An 18,958-nucleotide genomic window follows, 5' to 3' on the forward strand; every position below is an offset into this window, starting at 1 on the left:
TGTCGTATCGGCGCGCCGCGCTCAGCGGATCTCGACCTGGTACAGGAACTCGCTCGCCGGCCCGCGCGTGCGGCGCCATTCGAGCGGGCGGCGGTCGTAGCCGTACGCGAGGCGCTCGATCACGACCACCGGCGTGCCGGCTTCGATCCGCAAGAGCCGCGCGTGCATCGGATCGACGACGTCGACCGTCAGCGTCTCGCTGGCCGACGCGATCACCTGATTGCAGTGCGCTTCGTAGACGGGGTACAGCAGATCGCCGATCTCGGCCGTCTCGAGCGCCGCGAAGGCGGCGAACGGCTCGAACGGCAGCCAGATCTCCTCGGCGAGGATCGGCGTGTCGTCGATCAGGCGCAGCCGCGACATCCGGATCACCCGCGCGCCGGGCTCGATCTGCAAGGTCGTCGCAACGGCGCTCGGCGCGTCGGTGACTTCGCGCATCAGGATCCGGCTCGCCGGAATGCGCCGCTCGCCGCGCCGGCTCTGGAACCGGAAGAAGCGAAACAGCGAGCCGTCGAAGCTCGCGCGCCGCACGAACGTGCCGCGCCCCTGGAAGCGTTCGAGCAGCCCGTCCGCGACCAGCACGTCGACCGCCTTGCGCACGGTGCCGACCGCGACGCCGTAGGTGCGCGCCAGTTCCTGTTCGGTGGGGATCGCCTCGCCCGGACGCCAGCGGTGATCGGCAATCTGGGTGGCCAGTTCGTCGCGCAGGCGTTGGTAGCGCGGCAGGCGGTCGTCGGCTTGCATGAGGTGAAGTCCATTGGTTATCTAGTCATATATATGATTGTATGAGTGACGAGACGATACCATCGGGAAAGACCCTGCATTCAGACGAAAGCCCGTCGGCGACGCATGAATCTATTTGAGTTTTTCTATTTAAATCATTGATTTAAGCTATATTTTTAATGTTTTTATTAAAGTTGATTTCATCGGTGCGGAATCGTACCGGCTCACGCTAACCGCACGGCACACGGCTCGGATCGGGGCAAACGCGCGAAGGGCATGGACATTGAAGCGGCCGGCGCAAACCGCTAAGGTGGATGCGAACAGAACCGGACCGCGCCGAAATCGCGGCATCGGCGGCCCATCGGCGGGCCGTCGCCTCACCAGGAGCATGACCGCATGCATTACCAGCTGACCTACGAACTCGTCGACGACTACCTGACGCGTCGCGGCGCATTCCGCGCCGAGCACCTCGCGCTCGCGCAGGCCGCGACCGAACGCGGCGAGCTGCTGCTCGCGGGCGCGCTCGCCGAGCCGGCCGACCAGGCCGTGCTGATCTTCCAGGGCGATTCGCCCGCCGTCGCGGAATCGTTCGCGCGCGCCGATCCCTACGTGCTGAACGGGCTCGTGACGCGCTGGCGGGTGCGCCCGTGGACCGTGGTGGTCGGCCGGCACGCGCCCCGCGCGTGACCCTGCGCGCCGCGCGCGGCTACAGCCAACCGGCCTTCTTGAAGCGCCACCACAGCGTGAGGTCGGTGACGAGCATCAGCCCGAGGCACGCGTAGAAGCCGTACTCCCAGCGCAGTTCGGGCATGTTGTTGAAGTTCATCCCGTAGATCCCGGCGATCATCGTCGGGATCGCGAACAGCGCGGCGAACGAGCCGAGCCGCTTCGTCACCTCGTTCTCCGCGAGCGAGATCATCCCCAGGTTCACCTGGATCGCGGTGACCACCATTTCGCGGCGCCCTTCTATCGTCTTCACGATCCGCTGCAGATGGTCGTAGACGTCGCGAAAATAATGCTCCATGCCGTTGCAGATCTGCGGCGTCCGTCCGCCGAACAGCTTCGACAGCGGCTCGATCAGCGGCGCCGTATGCTGGTACAGCGTCACGAGCCGGCGCTTCAGCGAGTACAGATCCTCGATGATCGCGCGAGAGGCGGCGAGATTCGCCTTCGCGAAAATCCGGTCCTCCAGTTCCTCCAGTTCGGTGCCCAGCGCCTCGAGCGTCGGGAAATAGCGGTCCACGATCTGGTCCATCAGCGCATAGAACACGAACGCCGAGCCCTCCTTCAGCAGATGCGGCTCGCGCTCGCAGCGCGCCCGCACGTCCTGGAAGCCGGTCTGCGTATGGTTGCGGATCGACAGCACGTAGTTCGGTCCGACGAACACGTTGACCTCGCCGAGCACGAACTCGTCCTGCTCGTCGATCTCGACGGTATGCAGCACCGCGAACAGCGAATCGCCGTACTCCTCGATCTTCGGACGCTGGTGGCCCTTGCGGGCGTCTTCGATCGCCAGCTCGTGCAGGCCGAACTCGTCGCCCATGCGCTCGATCTCCTCGGGCGAAGGATCCTTCAGCGCGACCCAGACGAAGCACTCGGGCTTCGCGACGTAGTCGCTGATGTGGTCGATATCGATGTCGGCCAGCTTGCGGCCGTCCTGGTATGCAGCACAGTTGATCAGCATTGTGGTGAAGGGCTCGGGTCATGTTCCGGACGTAGTTTACCGGGTCCGCGCAAACCCGCCGCCCGCTTCTCTTGCACCGGCCGCCGTTATTGGTCATGATCGGGCTGCATGCGCCGCGCCCTCGGCACCGGGGCCGCCGCGATCGATTCGAGGCGCCCGCGCGCGTCGGGCGCCTCGCTCCGCACACACGGTCAAGGAGACTGCTATGTGGTATTTCTCGTGGATACTCGGCATCGGTGTGGCGCTCGGATTCGGCATCATCAACGTGATGTGGCTCGAGGCGAACGGCGTCTTCCCGCGCGACCCCGACGCGCCGGCCGCGCCCGCGGAGAGCCCGCGTCCGTGACCCATCTGGTGTTCTTCTGCGGCCACGCCGGCACCGGCAAGACCTCGCTCGCGAAGCGGCTCATCGGGCCGCTGATGCGCGCGACCGGCAAGGCCTTCTGCCTGCTCGACAAGGACACGCTGTACGGCCGCTACAGTTCGGCGGCGATGGGTGCGCTGACCCAGGATCCGAACGACCGGGACAGCCCGCTCTACCTCCAGCACCTGCGCGACCCCGAATACCAGGGGCTGCTCGACACCGCCCGCGAAAATCTCGAACTCGGCATCAGCGTGATCGTCGTCGGTCCGCTGTCGCGCGAGATCCGCGACCGGCGGCTGCTCAACCGCCAATGGCTCGGCATCGGGCTCGAGGTCGATCTGAGGGTGGTCTGGGTGCATACGTCGGAAGACACCGCGCACGCGCGCATCGTCGCGCGCGACAATCCGAACGACGCGTACAAGCTCGCGCACTGGGAGGAATACCGGCAGCGGCGTTTCGTGCCGGCCGGCGACGAATGCAAAGGGTTGCTGATGTTCGACAACACCGCGCCGTCGGCGGCGGACGTCGACGCGCTGCTGCATGCGCTAGTGCCGCCGGCTCAGGGCGCGATGGTGCCGCCCTTGCCCGCGTGATTGTGTTGATGGCGCCGAGCGGCGGTGTGCCGCCGTCCCGGCGCGGTTTCTCAGGTTCGGCCCTGCCTGGTTGACGCGCCGGCCGGGTCAGGCCAGCGCATGCATCCGTTCGAGCGTGCCGCCCTCGTACAGCTTGCCGAAGCGGTTCTCGAGGAACGCGTACAGCGGCACTTGCTCCTGGCGCACGAAACCGCTTTGCGGCAGCTTCTGTTCGCGGAACAGATCGAGGACCGCGCACATCGCGCCCGCCGTCGTGATCTGGATCGCGCTCATCGGCATCCCGCAGATTTCCTTCGCGAAGATCTTGCGCGTGAATACGTCCTGCACCAGTTGGCCGTTCTTCACTCCCGTCACCGTCACGAACACCAGCACCACGTCCTGCTTGGTCGACGGCACCGCGCGGCGCATGATCGATTTCAACGTGTCGCGGTCGCTCGACAGGCGCAGATCCTCGAGCAGGAACTGGATCAGGTCTCGATGGCCCGGGTAGCGCACCGACTTGTAGTCGAGCGTCTCGACCTTGCCCGACAGCGTCTCGCACAGCGTACCGAGGCCGCCCGACGTGTTGAACGCCTCGTACTCGGTGCCGTCCAGCGAGAAATGCTCGAGACCTTCGAGCGGCTGCACCCATTGCTGGCGGCCGTCGCGGATCGCTTCGCACGGCTGGCAGTATTCGTTGATGAGCCCGTCGACGCTCCACGTCAGGTTGTATTTGAGCGCGTTGGTCGGATACTCAGGCAGCGCGCCGACGCGCATCTTCACGTCGCGGACTTCGCTGAAGCCGTTCACCAGTTCGTGCGCGGCGATGCCGATGAAGCCCGGCGCGAGGCCGCACTGCGGCATGAACGCGTGGTCCGCGCCTTCGGCGAGGCTGCGGATCGCATGCGTCGCGCGCACGTCTTCGGTCAGGTCGAAATAGTGCACGCCGGCGGCCTTGGCGGCGGCCGCGACATTCACGGCCAGGTAGTACGGCAGCGCATTGACGAGCGCGTCGAAGCCCTTTACCGCCTCGCGGATCGCGCTGGCATCGGCGGAATCGACGCGCCGCGTGTCGATCCCCTCGTTCGACAGCTTCGCCAGCGCGTCAGGATCGCGGTCGAATGCGACCACTTCGTAGTCGCCCGTTTCGCGCAGCAGGTGGGCGATGGTGTGGCCGATGAGGCCCGCGCCGACGATCGCGATTTTCATGATGTGCTCTCCTGACAGGTGGGTTTGTTGTAAACGGCGTATAGCCTTCCCGGAGAGTTTAAGAGGGTGCAAAAACAGTTTATAGAGGGAAAATGATGCGAAATGACTTCGGATTTCGACGATCCGTCGAAGATTTTCGACCATTCGACGTAAACGCGCTATAAAGGCGCCGATCGCGGGAAAGCGGCCGGGCGCCCGGGTGCCGACCGCTAGGCGGGTTGCGCGGGCGCGTCGGCGCCCAGGAAGGATTCGATCGCGGCCGCCAGCGCCAGCGGCGTTTCGTCCATCGGATAGTGGCCGGCGTTCGCGATCACCTCGACGCTCGCCTCCGCATAGCGGGTCAGATAGGTCGCGCGCATCAGCGCCGGGGTCATCACCGGATCATGCTCGCCGATCAGCACCTTCACGCGCTGCCGCCGGTCGAGTTCGGCGCTGAAGTCGGTATCGGCCCACGCGTGGAAATACGCGGCGAATGCGCGCGGGTCCGAGTGCGTCCACGAATACGCGGCCATCCGTTCGAGCCAGGCGCGCGGCAGCCGGCCGCCGGTGCTGCGATCGATGATCGCCTCGCGCAGCGCACGCTGCCCGGCCGCCGCCTCGAACATCGCGCGGGTCGGCGCATCGAAGGCGACCCCGCCGCACGGCACCGGCGTGATCGCGACCAGCGCCCGCACCCGCGCCGGCGCGAGCGCGGCCACCCGCTCGATCGCGAGGCCGCCCATCGAATGCCCGATCAGGCTGAAGCGCGGCCAATCCAGCGCATCGGCGAGCGCGAGGGCATCCGCGGCGATCTCGTCGATCGTGAACGCGCCGCCGACGCCGCGCCGCGCGCCGTAGCCGCGGTAGTTCATGAACACATAGCTGAACCGGTCCTGCGACAGCGCGGCTTCCATCGGCTCGAACGCGTGCGCGTCGCCGAACCAGCCGTGCAGCACCAGGACCGAGTGCGGCCCCGTTCCGACGCGACGATAGAGAGCGGTCATTTGACTTCCCCCGTGAAGAAACGGACGTGACCCACCGTTGACATCATCTTGCGCAACCCGGCAAGCGCCGGGTGTCGAGGGGTCGGCGGCGGCCCGGCCGGTCAGCCGCCGATCGTGCCGCGATCGATCTTGCGCGACAGGATGATCGACGTGGTCGTACGCTCGACGCCTTCGAGCGCGCCGATCTGGTCGAGCAGGTCGTTGAGCCGTTCTGGCGAATCGGCGCGCAGCCACGCGACATAATCGTATTCGCCGCTCACCGCGCACAGCAGCTGGACTTCCGGCATCCGGTCGAGCCGCTTCAGCACGTCCTTGCCGTACTTCGGCGCGAGGATGATGCCGACGTACGCATAGATGCTGGCATCGAGCACATCCTGGCCGAGCCGCACGCTGTAGCCCGCGATGACCTGGGTGCGTTCGAGCCGCGCGAGCCGGGCGAGCACGGTAGTGCGCGCGACGTCGAGCTGGCGCGCGAGATCGGCGACGCTCGCGCGCGCATTCGCCTGCAGCAGCGCGACCAGGCTGCGGTCGAGTTCGTCGAGCTGGTCGAGACGGGGTGGGCGCATGACGTGGACGGAAATGAGAATGCCGCGATGATAGCGTCGAACGGCTAGGCGCCCAACCGCTCGACGACGAAATCGACGAAGCTGGTCAGCTTCGGCGTCGCGCGGCGATCGCGCGGATACAGCAGATGCACGATCGACGGCTTCGGCATGTACGCGTCGAGCACCGGCACCAGCGCGCCGCTCGCGATCTCCTTGGCGAGCAGCGCCTCGGGCTGCATGACGATTCCGAAGCCCTGCAGCGCCGCCTCGCGCAGCGCCTGCCCGCTGTTCGCCCGGAACCGGCCGCGCGGCACCGCGGTCGCGTCGGGCGACGGATCGAAGCGCCAGCCGCCCTCCTTGCCCCGATGCAGCAGGCCGAGGCATTCGTGCCGCGCGAGATCGGCCGGCGTGCGCGGCGTGCCGGCCCGCGCGAGATACGCCGGCGACGCGCACGCGCAGACCCGGTACGGCGCGAGCGGCCTCGCGACGAGCCCCGAATCCGCCAGCGGGCCGATCCGGATCGCCGCGTCGAAGCCCTCCTCCACCAGATCGACCATCCGGTTCGACAGATCGAGCTCGAGCGCCACCTCGGGACACGCGTCGAGATACGCGGTGACCGCGGGCGCGAACACCTCGACGCCGTAAGTCAGCGGCGCCGTCACCTTCAGCACGCCGCGCGGCGCGGCCGCCATCGCCTCCGCGAGCGAGTCGGCGCTCCGGACGTCGCTCAGGACCTGCCGGCAGCGTTCGTAATATTCGCGGCCGATTTCGGTCAGGCTCTGGGTGCGGGTCGTGCGGGTCAGCAGCCGCGTGCCCAGCCGGGTCTCCAGCGCCTTCACGTGCTTGCCCGCCATCGCGGCCGAGATGCCGTGGCGCTCGGCCGCGGCCGTCAGGCTGCCCGCTTCCACGACGCTTACAAAAACTTCCATGCTGACGAGTTGATCCACCGGCGTTTTTCCATTCGTTTCGGTTGTAAGCAGATGTCGCATCGCTGCAAATTCATCCGATACCGTGATACTAATAGCGCGCGGCCCAATCAAGCGTGCTGCCGTCTCGGCGGCATCACCCCGCACGGATTCGTCCGACGACCACACTGGAGTTCCAATGAAAAAACTCTCGCTGACAATTGCCGCCGCACTCGCGCTGTCGAGCGCGCTGGTCCATGCACAGACGCCCGCCGCCGCTCCCGCCGCCGAACCGGCCGCGGCCTCTCAAGGCGCCGCGCGCCACGAGGCGCGCATCGAGGAGCGCATCACCTACCTGCACAACCAGCTCAAAATCACGCCGGAGCAGGAGCCGCAATGGAAGACGTTCGCCGACACGATGCGCGATAACGGCGCCGCGATGGGCCGGCTGTACCGCGCACGGATGGAAAACAAGAACGTGTCCGCGCTCGACGACATGAAGCAGTACGCGGAACTCTCGCAAACGAACGCCGACGGCGCGAAGAAGCTGGCCGACACGTTCGCGCCGCTCTACGACGCGTTCCCGCCCGAGCAGAAGGCGATTGCCGACGCCACGTTCCGCAAGTGGCTGCAAGGCGGCCCAACCAAGGCCCGCGCGCACAAGAAGGCCGGCAAGGCCGACAGCAAGGCGGCGGCACCGGCGGCCGACGCGGCCAGCGCGCCCGCCGCGCAGTAATACACACCACCCGCCCGTTCCGGCAGTGTCCGGCTCGGGCGGGCGCGGTTCACCGCCCCGCGCCCTTCCCGCTTTCGTCCCGCGCTACGGCGTCGCCACCAGACGTTCGATCATCGCGCGCACCGCCATCATCTGCACCCCCGATTTCCACGCGTAGTTCTGCCCGGTATAGGCGAACCAGTCCCAGCATCCCTGCGGGTTGTAGGGCACGTTCGAGGCCGCCACCTGCGGATACAGCACGATGATGCCGTTCGTATCCGCCCAGTTGTCGTAGGTCGTTTCGTCGCGCACCACGGCCGCCGGCTGCGTGCAGCCGTGGAATACCACGTGCACCTTGCAGGACGTGCCGGTGCCGCACCCCTGCGGCACATACGCGTACGCGTCGTTCGTCATGCCGCTCGAAGCCGGCGCGAATTCCCGCTGGTTGAACGTGACGATCCGCCCGGACAGCTTCGCCGCCGGCGGCACCAGGGCCCCGTAGATCGTCGAGAGGATCGCGCCCGCCTGGTCGTAGGGCGCCGCGCCGACACGGCAGTGATTCACGTAAGGCGGCCCGTTGGTATCGCACGCATTGCCTTGCGCCGGCGTGATGAACGCGTGTCCGGCGGGCAGGTTCTTCACGTACGCGAGATTCGCGTCGGGCACGCCCGCGAGCCGGAAGAACGCCGCGGCCGCATCGACGGCGGACGTCAGCACGATCGTGTCGCGCGTGCCGCTGAACAGGTAGATCCGGGCGCGCTTCAGGTTCGCGAGCGCGTCGATCTGGCCGTTCGCCGCGAAGCCCTGCGCCGCGCCCAGCATCAGCGCCGGATTCGGCGGCGCGTAAGGCACGAGTCCCATGCAGATGCCGGCATAGGACAGGTTGCCCGCCACGCAGTAGTACGGACCGCCGGCAATCACGCCGGCGCCCTTCACCGACGCCGAATACGCGACCTGATACTGCACCGCCATGAAGGCGCCCGACGACAGCCCCGACACCGACACCTGGGCCGGATCGGCGCCGAGCGCGGGCAGCGGCGCGGCCGTCTGCGCGCGAACGCCCGGCGGCGCCGCGAGCGCGGCGAACAGCGCCAGAGCGGCAAGCTTACTGAGCGGGGTCTGCATGGGGGTCTCCTGGTCTCGATCGGGCGGCCGGGCGCCGCCGCTCATCTTCGCCGCGGCATGCCTCGGCGCGCAAGCTGCCGGTTCAAGCAGATGCATGCGCGACGATTTCGAGATAAAGTGCTGGGCTTTTCTTCCCTGCCCCCGTCATGATCGAACTGAGCAACCTCGACCTGCGCGCCGATCCGGCCGCGCAACGCGTCGTCAAGAACGAAACGGTTCAGGTCGAATTCGCCGCCGCCGCGGGCGAGCTGATGAGCCTCGAAGGCCCGAACCGCTATGCCGCGGGCGACGCGCTCGTGACCGGCTCGACCGGCGACCGCTGGGTGGTGTCGCGCGAACGCTTCGACGCGAAGTATCTGAGCGCCGACGCATCGCTCGCGCACGGCGCGGCGGGCGCGTACCGGAACCGTCCCGCCGTGGTGCTCGCGAAGCGGATGGACGCGCCGTTCTCGATCGCCCGTTCGACCGACGGCGACGTGCTGCGCGGCGTCGCGGGCGACTGGGTGATGCAATACGCGCCCGGCGACTACGGCGTCGTGCAGGCGCAGCGCTTCGCCCAGGTGTACCGCGTCGCGACGGATTGACGCGGGCGCCTCTACCGGACGCACGTGACGAAACGGCCCGCCAGGTCGACAACCTGGCGGGCCGTTTTGCGTGAAGCGCGGGCCGTCACGCGCTCACGCGAATTCCTCGTCGAGCGCGAGTTCCGCTTCGCGCGGCACGGTCTGGCCGTCCGCATGCCGTTCCTCGAACGAGCCCAGCAGCGCCTCGACGTACGCGCGCAGCACCGCGTGGCTGCGCGCGCGCTGCATCGGCTTGAGCGCCAGGTAGCGCTGCAGCGCGGCGGGGGCGATCCGCACATCGAGCGTCATCCTGCGCGGCGCCGCGCCGAAGCGCATGCCGAGCCACTGCACGCTCAGGAACCGCCCGGTGTCATCGCTGCGTTCGGCGAAGCGCGTCTGCTCGGGGAACAAATCGCAGATCACGTGCGCGAGATCGCCGAACTCCGCACTGGCGCACTCGTAGTGGTAGTCGTCCATCGCGGGCGCCCGTTCAGGCCGCGGCGGCGGCCGGGCGGCAGTTGCGCGCCAGCCAGACGACGAACAGCGCCGTCATCAGCACGTAGAGCCCTTCCATCCATTCGAACGGCATCGCGCCGATGTTGTAGAGGATCGACGGCAGATCGCCGAGCGGATGCACGACGATCAGCAGCGGCAGGATCCAGCGCTTGCCGGTGCGCACGCCGCGCCACATCAGCACCGACAGCAGCACCTGGAACACGAACGCCGCCACCCGCTCCAGCACCGTCACCGCGATCGATTGCACGGACATCGTCGCGAGCATCACCTGGATGCGCAGTGCCAGATCGGCGGGCATCGTCGCCAGTTGCTCGCTCAATTGCCCGCGATTCGCGAGCCATGCCAGGTAGACCCACTGGCCGAGCACCAGCACGCCGACGAACCACGCCTGCGCGCCGCCGTGCCCGATGCCGTAGCCGAGGCCCCGGCCGTCGCCGCCGGACCGACCGTAGCGCCGGTCCAGGAAACGCATCCCGAGATAGCGGCCGACCTCCTCGAACACCGCGGCCGTCACCGCGCCGAATACGAGGAAGGTCGTGGGTTTCGCCAGCCACAGCATGGTCGACGGATGGCCGAGCAGCAGGCCGTAGAAGCCGCGCTCCAGCAAGGTGGCGAACAGCGTGAACACGGCGATGCCGATGATCGCGTCGCGCTTGTTGAGCGCCATCGGCTTGCGGAGGAATCGATACAGGCCGATCGGCAGCAACGCCACGATCAACGTGGCGATGATGAGCGCCGCCAGCGTGCCGGGAGCAACAGTCATTGACAAAATCCTTGGTCGAAAACGCACGCACCGGCCGGTGCGTGCCCCGCATGATACTCAGCTTGCGGTCGACGCGCGCACAATCAGCTCGCCCGGCAGCAGCGATTCGCGCACGGCGCCGCTCGCGCCGTCGATCCGCTCGTGGACGAATTCCACCGCCCGATAGCCGATTTCATAGGTCGGCTGGCGAATCGTGGTGATGCCGATCAGCTCCGCCCATTCGGGATCGTCGATCGACAGCAGCGCGGCTTTCTGCTGCCATGCGGCCCCGTGCCGCCCGCGCAAATGGCGGGCGATCGCGAGCGCGACGGGCGCGTTCGCGGCGAACAGCGCCGCACGGCCCCCCGCGTCCGACGCGGCATCGATCTGCGCGTCGATCTCGGCGAGCGCGCGCTGCACCGCGTCGGGGTCGGACAGATCGAGCACGATCGTCGCGGGCACCGGGCCGCCGCGCTCGGCCAGCGCCGCGCGGAACGACGCTTCGCGCAGCCGCCGCGAACTGACCTGCGCGAACGGCTGCACGACGAAGTGCACCGACAGGTAGCCTTGCGCGAACAGATGCTGCAGGCCGACCTGGATCGCGGCCGCGTTGTCGAGGCCGATCAGGTCCGCCTCGAAGCCCTCGACCGTGCGGTCGACCAGCACGGTCGGAATCCCGCCGCCGCGCAGCGGCTTCAGGACCTCCTCCTCGGCGCCGAGCGCGTTGACGATCATCCCTTCCACGCGGTACGTGGTCAGCAGTTGCAGATAGCGCCGCTCCATCTCGATCTCGTTCGCCGCGTGGCAGATCAGCGGCATGTAGCCGAGCGCGTGGCACGCGGCCTCGACGCCCTGCAGCACTTCGACCGTGTACGGGTTGGTGAGATCGGCCGCGAGCAGGCCGAGGAGACGGTTGCGGCCGCGCTTCAGGCCGCGCGCCATCTGGTTGGGACGGTAGTTGAGCCGCGCGATCGCCGTTTCGATCCGCGTGCGCAGATCGGCGGACAGCACGTTGGTTTCGCCGTTCAGGTAGCGCGATACGCTGGTCTTGCCTGTGCCGGCTTCGCGGGCGACATCGCTGATCGTCGCCGGACGCTGCGTCATAGTAGGGGAATCAGTCACCGTGTAGCGCCTCGTGACACATGGCCTGCGCCGCCTCGTGAGCAGACAGGCGATTGTTGTTGGATAGAAAGGCCAACTGACGATCTTCGCCGCCAATCGAGCCCGGCCCATTGCACACCCTGAATTGCTTGCGGCCGCGCGTCGGATCGCACGGTTTTGCCGCAATCAGCGCGCTGATCATAACGCACCGCATTCAGCCGCACCACGACGGCCGCCTCTAGCGCGGCCCGCGATGGCAGACCGAAGGCGGCGTAATCGGAATGAATGGAACGCGCGCCCGTGCGCCGGTTTCGACGCACGCGAGCGTACCGGAAGAAACGTTCCGCGACAGAGCGACTGTGCAGAATGGACGGAGCCGATGGCCGGATTCGAACCGGCGATCCAGCGCGCATCGTCACCGGCATGCAAGCCCGCTCGCGACCCCGGCGCGGCACTGCCCGGGTGAAACGTCGGCCTGCTCGCCGGCGCGGCGCGAATCCGCTCCCCGCGTCTGCGCGCCGCGTTGTCGCGATCCGCGGGCCCAGCCGGCCCGCAGGATGTCGACGTGCATCGTCTTGCCGTTCATCGAGTCTCCCGCATGGAAACATGACACGCGCATCCGGCATCGCCGCATGCGCGTGAACCCAGCGGATTCTACCGATCGAATGCCGAAAAGCGAGCAAATTCCGCGTATTTGGCCAGACACTGTGGCGCTGGCCACAGAATGTCCGCGCACGCGGAAACGATCAGGCCCCGCGTTGCTCGCGCTGCAACGCGTCGCGGTTGACGATGTTCGTCGTCAGCGTTCCGTCCAGCGCGGCGATCAGGTTTTCGGCCGCGCACCGCGCCATCGCGTGACGCGTCTCGTGAGTCGCCGAGCCGATGTGCGGCAGCGCGACGACGTTCGGCAGCGACAGCAGCGGCGAATCGGCGGGCAGCGGCTCGCGTTCGAACACGTCCAGCCCCGCTGCGCGGAGCGTGCCGGCGCGCAACGCGTCGACCAGTGCGGCCTCGTCGACGACCGGCCCGCGCGACGCGTTGATCAGGATCGCGCCGCGCTTCATTTTCGCGAGTTCGGGCGCGCCGATCAGGTGCCGCGTATCGGGCGTCAACGGCACCTGCACGCAGACGAAATCGGCGCTCGCAAGCAGCGCGTCGAGCGCGACGCGGCGCGCGCCGTACTGCGCTTGCGCGTCGGGATTCGCGCTGCGGCTCGCGTACAGCACCTGCATCCGGAACCCGAGCGCCGCGCGCCGCGCGACCGCCGCGCCGATCCGGCCGAGCCCGACGATGCCGAGCGTCTTGCCCTGCACGTCGGTCCCGTAGTACTGCTCGCCGATGCTCTGCCGCCACTCGCCCGCCTTCACGAATTCCGCCAGCTCGACGACGCGCCGCGCGCTCGACAGGATCAGCGCGAACACCGTGTCGGCCGTCGATTCGGTCAGCACGTCCGGCGTGTGCGCGAGCACGATCCCGCGCCGCGTCAGGTCGGCGACGTCGAAGTTGTCGAAGCCGACCGAGATCGTCGACCACGCGCGCAGGCGCGGTGCCCGGTCGAGGATCGCCGGCGTGATCCTGACGCTCGCGCCGAGCGCGCCGTCGGCCTCGCCGAGCGCGGCGCCGAGCGCATCCGCGCCGTCCACGCGCGCCACGTCGGCATGCTGTTGCAGATACGCGAGGACATCGTCCGGCAGCGGCTTGTAGACGACGATACGGGGCTTCATCGAATCATTTTCCTTGCAACGGGTGAGCGAGCGGCGGCGGATCGTTCGGCTGCGGCTTGACGGACAGCGTCAGCACGACGGCGGCGACGAGCGCGGCGCTCATGAACGCGTACGACGCGACGGGCGAGCCCGTCGCACCGTTCAGATAGCCGACGAAGTACGAGCCGACGAACGAGCCGAGCGCGCCCATGCTGTTGATCAGCGCCATCGCGCCGCCCGCGACGTTCTTCGGCAGCAGTTCCGGCACGATCGCGAAGAACGGGCCGTACGGCGCGTACATCGACGCGCCGGCGACCACGAGCAGCGCGTACGAGATCCAGAAGTGAGTCGAGCCGAGCGCGTACGACGCGGCGAAGGCCGCCGCGCCGATCAGCAGGAACGGCCAGACGAAGCCCTTGCGCGAGCCGAGCTTGTCGGACGCCCATGAGGCGGCGAGCATCGCGATCGTCGCCGCGAGATACGGCAGCGCGGACAGCCAGCCCGTCTCGACCATGCCGAGCGACGAGCCGTTCTTCACGATCGACGGCAGCCACAGCACGAAGCCGTACACGCCGATGCTCCAGCAGAAGTACTGCGCGCACAACTTGATCACGGCCGGCGAGCGAAACGCCTCGCGATAGTTGCGCATCGGCTTGATCCCGACCTGCTCGGCGGCGAGCGCCGCGTCGAGGTCGCGCTTTTCCTGGTCCGTCAGCCAGGTCGACTGGGCCGGCTTGTCCTGCACGAGGAACCACCAGCAGAACGCCCACAGGATCGCCGGCACGCCTTCCGCGACGAACATGTGCCGCCAGCCGAATTCGTGCACGAGATAGCCGGATACCACCGACATCCACAGCACGGTGACCGGATTGCCGAGAATCAGGAAGGTGTTTGCGCGCGAGCGTTCGCGCTTCGTGAACCAGTTGCTGATATAGATCAGCATCGCGGGCATCACCGCCGCTTCGACCACGCCGAGCATGAAGCGGATCGCCATCAGCGACGGGATGTTGCTCACGATCCCGGTGAGCGCCGCGCAGCCGCCCCACAGGATCAGGCTCCAGAACACCAGCTTCTTCACGCTGCGGCGTTCCGCGTAGATCGCGCCGGGAATCTGGAAGAAGAAATAGCCGAGGAAGAACAGCGCGCCGATCAGCGACGACAGCCCCTTGCTGATCCCGAGATCCTGGTTGATCCCGGCGGCGGCGGCGAAACCGTAGTTGGCGCGGTCGAGATAGGCCAGGCTGTACGTGATGAAAACGATCGGCATGATCGTCCACCAGCGGCGAAAAGCGAGGGTTGCGGGCATTTTTTGGGGTCTCCTGATAGTGGCGCCGAAGGTGGTCGCGATTGTGCCCTTGCCGATCGACGGCAGGCCTCTTATTGCGCGAGCGGTTCCTCTAGCCGATGCGGCCGATTGGCGACATTTTCGCAGCGATCGAGCGCGTCGCGGGTCGGCAGGCCTTCGGAATCGCCGATCACCTGGATCGCCAGCGCGCCGATGCGATTGCCGCGTGCGACCGCGGCGTCGATGCCGCGGCCTTCGAGCAGCGCGCTGACGACGCCGACCGCGAAGCCGTCGCCCGCGCCCACCGTGTCGACCACGCGCTCGACCCGTTCGCCGGCGACGGTGCCGGAGCGGCCGTCGGCCGTCCGAAAATAGGCGCCCGCCGCGCCGAGCTTGATGACGACGCCGCGCGCGCCCTGCTCGAGATAGAACCGCGCGATGTCGGCGGGCGTGTCGCGGCCCGTCATCTGGCGTCCTTCGGACAGGCCCGGCAGCACCCAGTCGGCCAGCGCGGCGAGTGCGTTGAGCGTGCGCGCCATCACGTCCGGAGACGGCCACAGCGACGGCCGCAGGTTCGGATCGAACGAGATCGTGTTGCCCGCCGCCCGCATCTCGCGGGCGAGATGGAACGCCAGTTCGCACGACGACGCGGAGATCGCGGGCGCGACGCCCGTCAAGTGGAGGTGCTTCGCGCCGAGCACGTAGTCGGGGACGTAATCGGCCAGCGACAGGCGGCTTGCGGCCGAACCCGCGCGGAAATACTCGACGGTCGGATCGCTGCCGTCGTCGTTGCGCGACTTCAGCTGGAAGCCCGTCGGATAGCGCTCGTCGAACGTCACGCACGAGGCGTCGATGCCTTCGCGCGCGAGCGTGTCGAGGACGTAGCGGCCGAAGGAGTCGCGGCCGATCCGGCTCATCCAGCCGACCTTGAAGCCGAGCCGCGCGAGGCCGATCGCGACGTTCAGGTCCGCGCCGGCGATGCGTTTGGTGAAGTGCGCGGCGTCGGCGAGCGGGCCGGGCTCCGTGGCGACGAACATCGCCATCGCCTCGCCGTACGTCACGACATCGAGATGTTTCTGCATGATCGGTATTCCTCCGGATCGGCTGGCCGCCGCGGGCGATGCTGGCACGCAGCTTAGCCGACTAATGCAAGGGTTGTCAGGCCGCTTCGAGCCAGGCGACGCGGCGGCGCGCGTCGGCGGCGAAATCGGCCGCGTCGAGCGGGAATTCGATGCCGCGCGGCACGTCGCGCGGCAGCGCCGCGAGGACCGGCATGCACAGCGGATCGTGTGGCGCGGGCGCCGTCACGAAACGCCGCGCGCCCTCGCCCGCCACCGCCTTGCAATGGATGTATTCGACGTGTCCGGCCAGCGCGCGCGCCGCATCGAGCGGCGCTTCGCCCCGCCATGCCCAGTTGCCGATGTCGAACGTCATGCCCAGCAAGTCCGGCTCGCGGCTCGCACGCAATGCCGCGAACAACCCGGTGAACTGCGCGAGCGCTCCGCCCTGCGCCAGTTGGCCGTTCTCGACCAGGATGCGGGCGCGGGCCGGTGCGCTCAGCGCGGCAATCTCGTCGAAGCACGGCTCCGACGCGTAACCGCCCAGCTGGAACTTCACGTAGCGCGCGCCGAGCGCGTCGGCCTCCGCGAGCGCCGCCGCCAGTGCATCGCGGTTCAATGCGCCGGTGTCGGTGTACAGCGTGTCGGGCGTGGAATACACGGCCCACAGTCCCGCCGCCGCGAGCGCCGCGCCCAGTTCGCCGAGCGCCCGGGCGCTCGCCTCGTGCTCCGACGCGAACAGTTCGCGCCGCACCTCGAAACCCGCCGCGCCCGCCCGAGCCGCTTCCGCAACGAACGCGCGATGCCCGTCGCGACGGATCGCCTCCATCCCGAAAGCGCTCGCCACGATGACGATGTCAGCCATTTTTTTCTCTCTCCGGTTGAATGGAACCGGTTCCATTTATATGAAAACGAATGTTGCGCCCGGGCAGCCGCCCGGGCCATAGAGGAAATCCCTAGGGAACGATACCGCTGCGAACGCGTGCGGCGAGGTGGCCCGCCCTCGAACAGCCGGGATTCAAGCGGGAAGCGGCGCGAGGCTCAGGTCGAGGAACCGCGCCGCCGCCCGCGACGGCGCGGCGCCGTGCGGCACCAGGATCGAGAAATGCCGCGTGAGCGGCTGCGGATCGAACGACAGCTTCACCAGCGCCGCGTCGTCGTGATTCAGCGACATGGCCGACACGAAGCCGATCCCCATCCCGGCGCGCACCGCTTCCTTCACCGCCTCGACGCCCGCGATCTCGAGCACGACGCGCATCGGCGCGGCGGCCTTCGCGAACGCACGCTCGACCAATTGACGCACCCCCGACCCCTCCTCGCGCAGCACCAGCGGATGCTTGCTCAGCTCGGCGAGCGACGCGCGCCGGCGCGCGCCCGCCCGTCCCTGCGCGAGCGGATGCGTGACCGGCACGATCGCGACGATCTCGTCCTCGCGCCACGGATGCACCGACGTGCCCGGCGGCAGCGCATCGCCGGGCGGTCCCTCGATCAGCGCGATGTCGAGCGAACCCAGCGCGCCGACCACGTCGGCCGTGTTGCCGCTCATCGTATGGATCGACACCCCGGGCGCCAGCGGCTGAAACGCGGCGATCAGGTACGGCAGCAGGTAGCTCGCGGGCGTGGTGCTCGCGCCGATCCGCAACGTGCCGTGCTCGAGGCCGCGCACCGCGTCGCGATACGCGCGCGCCTGCGCATAGGTGTCGCGCAGCTGCGCCGCGTAGTACGCGAGCTGCTCGCCGACGGGCGTCAGCCGCACGCCGCGGCCGTCGCGCTGGTAGAGCGGCTCGCCGAACTCTTCCTGCAGCTGGCGCAACTGCCCGGATACGGCTGGCTGCGACAAATGCAGCGCCAGCGCGGCGCGGCTGATGTTCCGATGGTCGGCAACCGCGGCGAAAGTTATCAGCTGATCGGGGGTCATGGGTCTTAAATATCAGAATTCCCGATATATTACGTCACAAATCACAATTTTTCATATCGATATATGCAAATTAGGATAAGGGCTATCGATTGACCGAACCAGGCCCGCTGCCATGTCTACCGCCCCTACCCCTCATTTGAACGCCGCCGCCGCGCCCTCGATGCGCGGCCAGTTGAACGGCATCCTGTTCGTCGCGCTGTTCGCCGGCGCGGTCACGAGCCTTTCCGAGCTGCCCGCGATCGGCGGGCTCGGCCTCAGCCCGCTGATCGTCGGCATCATTGCCGGCGCGCTCTACGGCAACGCGCTGCGCGACGGCATGCCGGCCAGTTGGGCCGCCGGGGTCAACTTTTCCGCCCGCATGCTGCTGCGCATCGCGGTCGCGTTCTTCGGGCTGCGCGTGAGCCTGCAGGAAATCGCGCAGGTCGGACTGCCGGGTCTCACCGTGTCGGTGCTGGTGGTCGCGAGCACCCTCGCCGTGGGCACCTGGGCCGGCATGAAGCTGATGAAGCTCGATCGCGACACCGCGCTGCTGACCGCGGCCGGCAGCGCGATCTGCGGCGCGGCGGCCGTGCTCGCGTTCGAGTCCACGCTGCAGTCGAAGCCGCATCAGAGCGCGATGGCGGTGGGCAGCGTCGTGCTGTTCGGCACGCTGTCGATGTTCGCGTACCCGCTCGCCTACCACGCCGGCCTGCTGAATCTCGATCCGACCGGACTCGGCCTGTTCTTCGGCGGCACGATCCACGAGGTCGCGCAGGTCGTCGGCGCGGCGAGCGACATCAGCCCGCAGGTCACGCACATCGCGACCATCGTCAAGATGACCCGCGTGATGCTGCTGGTGCCCGTGCTGCTGATCCTCGGCGCATGGCTCGCCCGCTCGGCGCGGCACGCCGGCGGCCAGGGCAAGCGCAAGATCGCGGTGCCCTGGTTCGCGCTCGGCTTCCTCGCGCTCGTCGTCGTCAACTCGATGAACGTGCTGCCGCACGACGCGATCCACACGCTCAACGTGCTCGACACCTTCGCGCTGACGATGGCGATGACCGCGCTCGGCATCGAAACCCGGATGTCGCAGATCCGCGAGGCCGGCCCCCGCGCGCTGACGACCGGCCTGATCCTCTACGTGTGGCTGATCGTCGGCGGCTACGGCATCACGTGGGCGGTGCAGCATTGGCTCGGCTGAGCGCCCCTTCGCCCTGATTTGCGCGCCGCGCCCGCCGGGTTCATCCGGCGGGCGCGGCGCGGTGCGATTC

The 18,958-nt window shown here is 68.1% G+C and carries 23 protein-coding genes; 6 read left to right on the forward strand and 17 right to left on the reverse strand.

Features of this window, described 5'->3' with window-relative positions; all coding sequences use genetic code 11:
- Positions 1-21: 21 nt before the first annotated feature.
- Complete coding sequence (locus tag RZR99_RS05120) at positions 22-744, reverse strand: GntR family transcriptional regulator (RefSeq protein ID WP_323118657.1); 723 nt, start codon at positions 742-744, stop codon at positions 22-24.
- A 375-nt stretch (positions 745-1,119) separates the two neighbouring features.
- On the opposite strand from RZR99_RS05120, the gene RZR99_RS05125 reads away from it, so the two are divergent.
- The gene (locus RZR99_RS05125; protein ID WP_323118658.1) at positions 1,120-1,410 is read left to right on the forward strand and encodes a YciI-like protein; all 291 of its coding nucleotides are present in this window, start codon (positions 1,120-1,122) and stop codon (positions 1,408-1,410) included.
- A gap of 19 nt (positions 1,411-1,429) precedes the next feature.
- Here RZR99_RS05125 and corA read toward each other — a convergent pair whose 3' ends face one another.
- The gene (gene corA, locus RZR99_RS05130; RefSeq protein ID WP_323118659.1) at positions 1,430-2,407 is read right to left on the reverse strand and encodes a magnesium/cobalt transporter CorA; all 978 of its coding nucleotides are present in this window, start codon (positions 2,405-2,407) and stop codon (positions 1,430-1,432) included.
- 205 nt (positions 2,408-2,612) lie between these two features.
- On the opposite strand from corA, the gene cydX reads away from it, so the two are divergent.
- Together cydX and RZR99_RS05140 are read left to right on the forward strand one after the other, a co-directional pair.
- Complete coding sequence (cydX, locus tag RZR99_RS05135) at positions 2,613-2,753, forward strand: cytochrome bd-I oxidase subunit CydX (RefSeq protein WP_323118660.1); 141 nt, start codon at positions 2,613-2,615, stop codon at positions 2,751-2,753.
- A complete protein-coding gene (locus RZR99_RS05140) occupies positions 2,750-3,364 on the forward strand; it encodes an AAA family ATPase (RefSeq protein ID WP_323118661.1) in 615 nt (204 codons plus the stop codon). Before cydX ends, RZR99_RS05140 begins: the two co-directional genes overlap by 4 nt.
- 87 nt (positions 3,365-3,451) lie before the next feature.
- Here the strand turns inward: RZR99_RS05140 and RZR99_RS05145 are convergent, their stop codons facing one another.
- The 4 genes from RZR99_RS05145 to RZR99_RS05160 form a co-directional block, all read right to left on the reverse strand.
- Positions 3,452-4,552: a saccharopine dehydrogenase family protein gene (locus RZR99_RS05145; protein ID WP_323118662.1), complete on the reverse strand. Its 1,101-nt coding sequence runs from the start codon at positions 4,550-4,552 to the stop codon at positions 3,452-3,454.
- Between the two features lie 209 nt (positions 4,553-4,761).
- The gene (locus tag RZR99_RS05150; RefSeq protein ID WP_323118663.1) at positions 4,762-5,535 is read right to left on the reverse strand and encodes an alpha/beta fold hydrolase; all 774 of its coding nucleotides are present in this window, start codon (positions 5,533-5,535) and stop codon (positions 4,762-4,764) included.
- 101 nt (positions 5,536-5,636) lie between these two features.
- Positions 5,637-6,101: an Lrp/AsnC family transcriptional regulator gene (locus RZR99_RS05155; protein WP_323118664.1), complete on the reverse strand. Its 465-nt coding sequence runs from the start codon at positions 6,099-6,101 to the stop codon at positions 5,637-5,639.
- A 44-nt stretch (positions 6,102-6,145) separates the two neighbouring features.
- Positions 6,146-7,027, reverse strand: a complete 882-nt coding sequence (locus tag RZR99_RS05160; RefSeq protein ID WP_323118665.1) for a LysR family transcriptional regulator — start codon at positions 7,025-7,027, stop codon at positions 6,146-6,148.
- Between the two features lie 157 nt (positions 7,028-7,184).
- On the opposite strand from RZR99_RS05160, the gene RZR99_RS05165 reads away from it, so the two are divergent.
- Complete coding sequence (locus tag RZR99_RS05165) at positions 7,185-7,721, forward strand: Spy/CpxP family protein refolding chaperone (RefSeq protein ID WP_323118666.1); 537 nt, start codon at positions 7,185-7,187, stop codon at positions 7,719-7,721.
- A gap of 84 nt (positions 7,722-7,805) precedes the next feature.
- On the opposite strand, the gene RZR99_RS05170 is transcribed toward RZR99_RS05165, so the two are convergent.
- Entirely contained in the window at positions 7,806-8,825 is a 1,020-nt protein-coding gene (locus RZR99_RS05170; protein ID WP_323118667.1) for an extracellular catalytic domain type 2 short-chain-length polyhydroxyalkanoate depolymerase, read from the reverse strand.
- 146 nt (positions 8,826-8,971) lie between these two features.
- On the opposite strand from RZR99_RS05170, the gene RZR99_RS05175 reads away from it, so the two are divergent.
- Positions 8,972-9,409 (forward strand): PGDYG domain-containing protein, encoded by a 438-nt coding sequence (locus RZR99_RS05175; protein WP_323118668.1) that lies wholly within the window; start codon positions 8,972-8,974, stop codon positions 9,407-9,409.
- A gap of 93 nt (positions 9,410-9,502) precedes the next feature.
- Here the strand turns inward: RZR99_RS05175 and RZR99_RS05180 are convergent, their stop codons facing one another.
- From RZR99_RS05180 to RZR99_RS05225, 10 genes are all read right to left on the reverse strand, one after another.
- Positions 9,503-9,865 carry a DUF3022 domain-containing protein gene (locus RZR99_RS05180; protein WP_323118669.1) on the reverse strand — a complete coding sequence of 121 codons (363 nt, stop codon included), beginning with the start codon at positions 9,863-9,865 and terminating at the stop codon, positions 9,503-9,505.
- Between the two features lie 13 nt (positions 9,866-9,878).
- The gene (locus RZR99_RS05185) at positions 9,879-10,667 is read right to left on the reverse strand and encodes a YhfC family intramembrane metalloprotease (RefSeq protein ID WP_323118670.1); all 789 of its coding nucleotides are present in this window, start codon (positions 10,665-10,667) and stop codon (positions 9,879-9,881) included.
- Between the two features lie 57 nt (positions 10,668-10,724).
- On the reverse strand, positions 10,725-11,750 hold the full coding sequence (locus tag RZR99_RS05190) for a LacI family DNA-binding transcriptional regulator (protein ID WP_407655410.1): 1,026 nt from the start codon (positions 11,748-11,750) through the stop codon (positions 10,725-10,727).
- A 10-nt stretch (positions 11,751-11,760) separates the two neighbouring features.
- Positions 11,761-11,949 carry a hypothetical protein gene (locus RZR99_RS05195; RefSeq protein WP_323118672.1) on the reverse strand — a complete coding sequence of 63 codons (189 nt, stop codon included), beginning with the start codon at positions 11,947-11,949 and terminating at the stop codon, positions 11,761-11,763.
- Between the two features lie 213 nt (positions 11,950-12,162).
- Entirely contained in the window at positions 12,163-12,333 is a 171-nt protein-coding gene (locus RZR99_RS05200) for a hypothetical protein (RefSeq protein ID WP_323118673.1), read from the reverse strand.
- A gap of 160 nt (positions 12,334-12,493) precedes the next feature.
- Complete coding sequence (locus RZR99_RS05205) at positions 12,494-13,471, reverse strand: NAD(P)-dependent oxidoreductase (RefSeq protein WP_323118674.1); 978 nt, start codon at positions 13,469-13,471, stop codon at positions 12,494-12,496.
- A gap of 4 nt (positions 13,472-13,475) precedes the next feature.
- Positions 13,476-14,756, reverse strand: coding sequence for an MFS transporter (locus RZR99_RS05210; RefSeq protein ID WP_323118675.1), 1,281 nt, complete (start codon positions 14,754-14,756; stop codon positions 13,476-13,478).
- 71 nt (positions 14,757-14,827) lie between these two features.
- Positions 14,828-15,817, reverse strand: coding sequence for a sugar kinase (locus tag RZR99_RS05215; RefSeq protein ID WP_323118676.1), 990 nt, complete (start codon positions 15,815-15,817; stop codon positions 14,828-14,830).
- Positions 15,818-15,893: 76 nt separating this feature from the next.
- Positions 15,894-16,658, reverse strand: a complete 765-nt coding sequence (locus tag RZR99_RS05220) for a sugar phosphate isomerase/epimerase (protein WP_323118677.1) — start codon at positions 16,656-16,658, stop codon at positions 15,894-15,896.
- Positions 16,659-16,811: 153 nt separating this feature from the next.
- A complete protein-coding gene (locus RZR99_RS05225) occupies positions 16,812-17,711 on the reverse strand; it encodes a LysR family transcriptional regulator (protein WP_323118678.1) in 900 nt (299 codons plus the stop codon).
- Positions 17,712-17,823: 112 nt separating this feature from the next.
- Between RZR99_RS05225 and RZR99_RS05230 the strand changes: the two genes are divergently transcribed.
- Entirely contained in the window at positions 17,824-18,888 is a 1,065-nt protein-coding gene (locus tag RZR99_RS05230; RefSeq protein ID WP_323118679.1) for a YeiH family protein, read from the forward strand.
- Positions 18,889-18,958 lie beyond the last annotated feature (70 nt).

It is taken from the genome of Burkholderia alba (genome assembly GCF_034721475.1).
GTDB lineage: Bacteria > Pseudomonadota > Gammaproteobacteria > Burkholderiales > Burkholderiaceae > Burkholderia > Burkholderia alba.

Bases quoted from the DNA above. Each gene is read 5' to 3' on its own strand.
- RZR99_RS05120 (WP_323118657.1), bottom strand. From the start codon at position 744: ATGCAAGCCGACGACCGCCTGCCGCGCTACCAACGCCTGCGCGACGAA.
- RZR99_RS05125 (WP_323118658.1), top strand. From the start codon at position 1,120: ATGCATTACCAGCTGACCTACGAACTCGTCGACGACTACCTGACGCGT.
- corA (WP_323118659.1), bottom strand. From the start codon at position 2,407: ATGCTGATCAACTGTGCTGCATACCAGGACGGCCGCAAGCTGGCCGAC.
- cydX (WP_323118660.1), top strand. From the start codon at position 2,613: ATGTGGTATTTCTCGTGGATACTCGGCATCGGTGTGGCGCTCGGATTC.
- RZR99_RS05145 (WP_323118662.1), bottom strand. From the start codon at position 4,552: ATGAAAATCGCGATCGTCGGCGCGGGCCTCATCGGCCACACCATCGCC.
- RZR99_RS05150 (WP_323118663.1), bottom strand. From the start codon at position 5,535: ATGACCGCTCTCTATCGTCGCGTCGGAACGGGGCCGCACTCGGTCCTG.
- RZR99_RS05155 (WP_323118664.1), bottom strand. From the start codon at position 6,101: ATGCGCCCACCCCGTCTCGACCAGCTCGACGAACTCGACCGCAGCCTG.
- RZR99_RS05165 (WP_323118666.1), top strand. From the start codon at position 7,185: ATGAAAAAACTCTCGCTGACAATTGCCGCCGCACTCGCGCTGTCGAGC.
- RZR99_RS05170 (WP_323118667.1), bottom strand. From the start codon at position 8,825: ATGCAGACCCCGCTCAGTAAGCTTGCCGCTCTGGCGCTGTTCGCCGCG.
- RZR99_RS05175 (WP_323118668.1), top strand. From the start codon at position 8,972: ATGATCGAACTGAGCAACCTCGACCTGCGCGCCGATCCGGCCGCGCAA.
- RZR99_RS05180 (WP_323118669.1), bottom strand. From the start codon at position 9,865: ATGGACGACTACCACTACGAGTGCGCCAGTGCGGAGTTCGGCGATCTC.
- RZR99_RS05185 (WP_323118670.1), bottom strand. From the start codon at position 10,667: ATGACTGTTGCTCCCGGCACGCTGGCGGCGCTCATCATCGCCACGTTG.
- RZR99_RS05190 (WP_407655410.1), bottom strand. From the start codon at position 11,750: ATGACGCAGCGTCCGGCGACGATCAGCGATGTCGCCCGCGAAGCCGGC.
- RZR99_RS05195 (WP_323118672.1), bottom strand. From the start codon at position 11,949: ATGATCAGCGCGCTGATTGCGGCAAAACCGTGCGATCCGACGCGCGGC.
- RZR99_RS05200 (WP_323118673.1), bottom strand. From the start codon at position 12,333: ATGAACGGCAAGACGATGCACGTCGACATCCTGCGGGCCGGCTGGGCC.
- RZR99_RS05205 (WP_323118674.1), bottom strand. From the start codon at position 13,471: ATGAAGCCCCGTATCGTCGTCTACAAGCCGCTGCCGGACGATGTCCTC.
- RZR99_RS05210 (WP_323118675.1), bottom strand. From the start codon at position 14,756: ATGCCCGCAACCCTCGCTTTTCGCCGCTGGTGGACGATCATGCCGATC.
- RZR99_RS05215 (WP_323118676.1), bottom strand. From the start codon at position 15,817: ATGCAGAAACATCTCGATGTCGTGACGTACGGCGAGGCGATGGCGATG.
- RZR99_RS05220 (WP_323118677.1), bottom strand. From the start codon at position 16,658: ATGGCTGACATCGTCATCGTGGCGAGCGCTTTCGGGATGGAGGCGATC.
- RZR99_RS05225 (WP_323118678.1), bottom strand. From the start codon at position 17,711: ATGACCCCCGATCAGCTGATAACTTTCGCCGCGGTTGCCGACCATCGG.
- RZR99_RS05230 (WP_323118679.1), top strand. From the start codon at position 17,824: ATGTCTACCGCCCCTACCCCTCATTTGAACGCCGCCGCCGCGCCCTCG.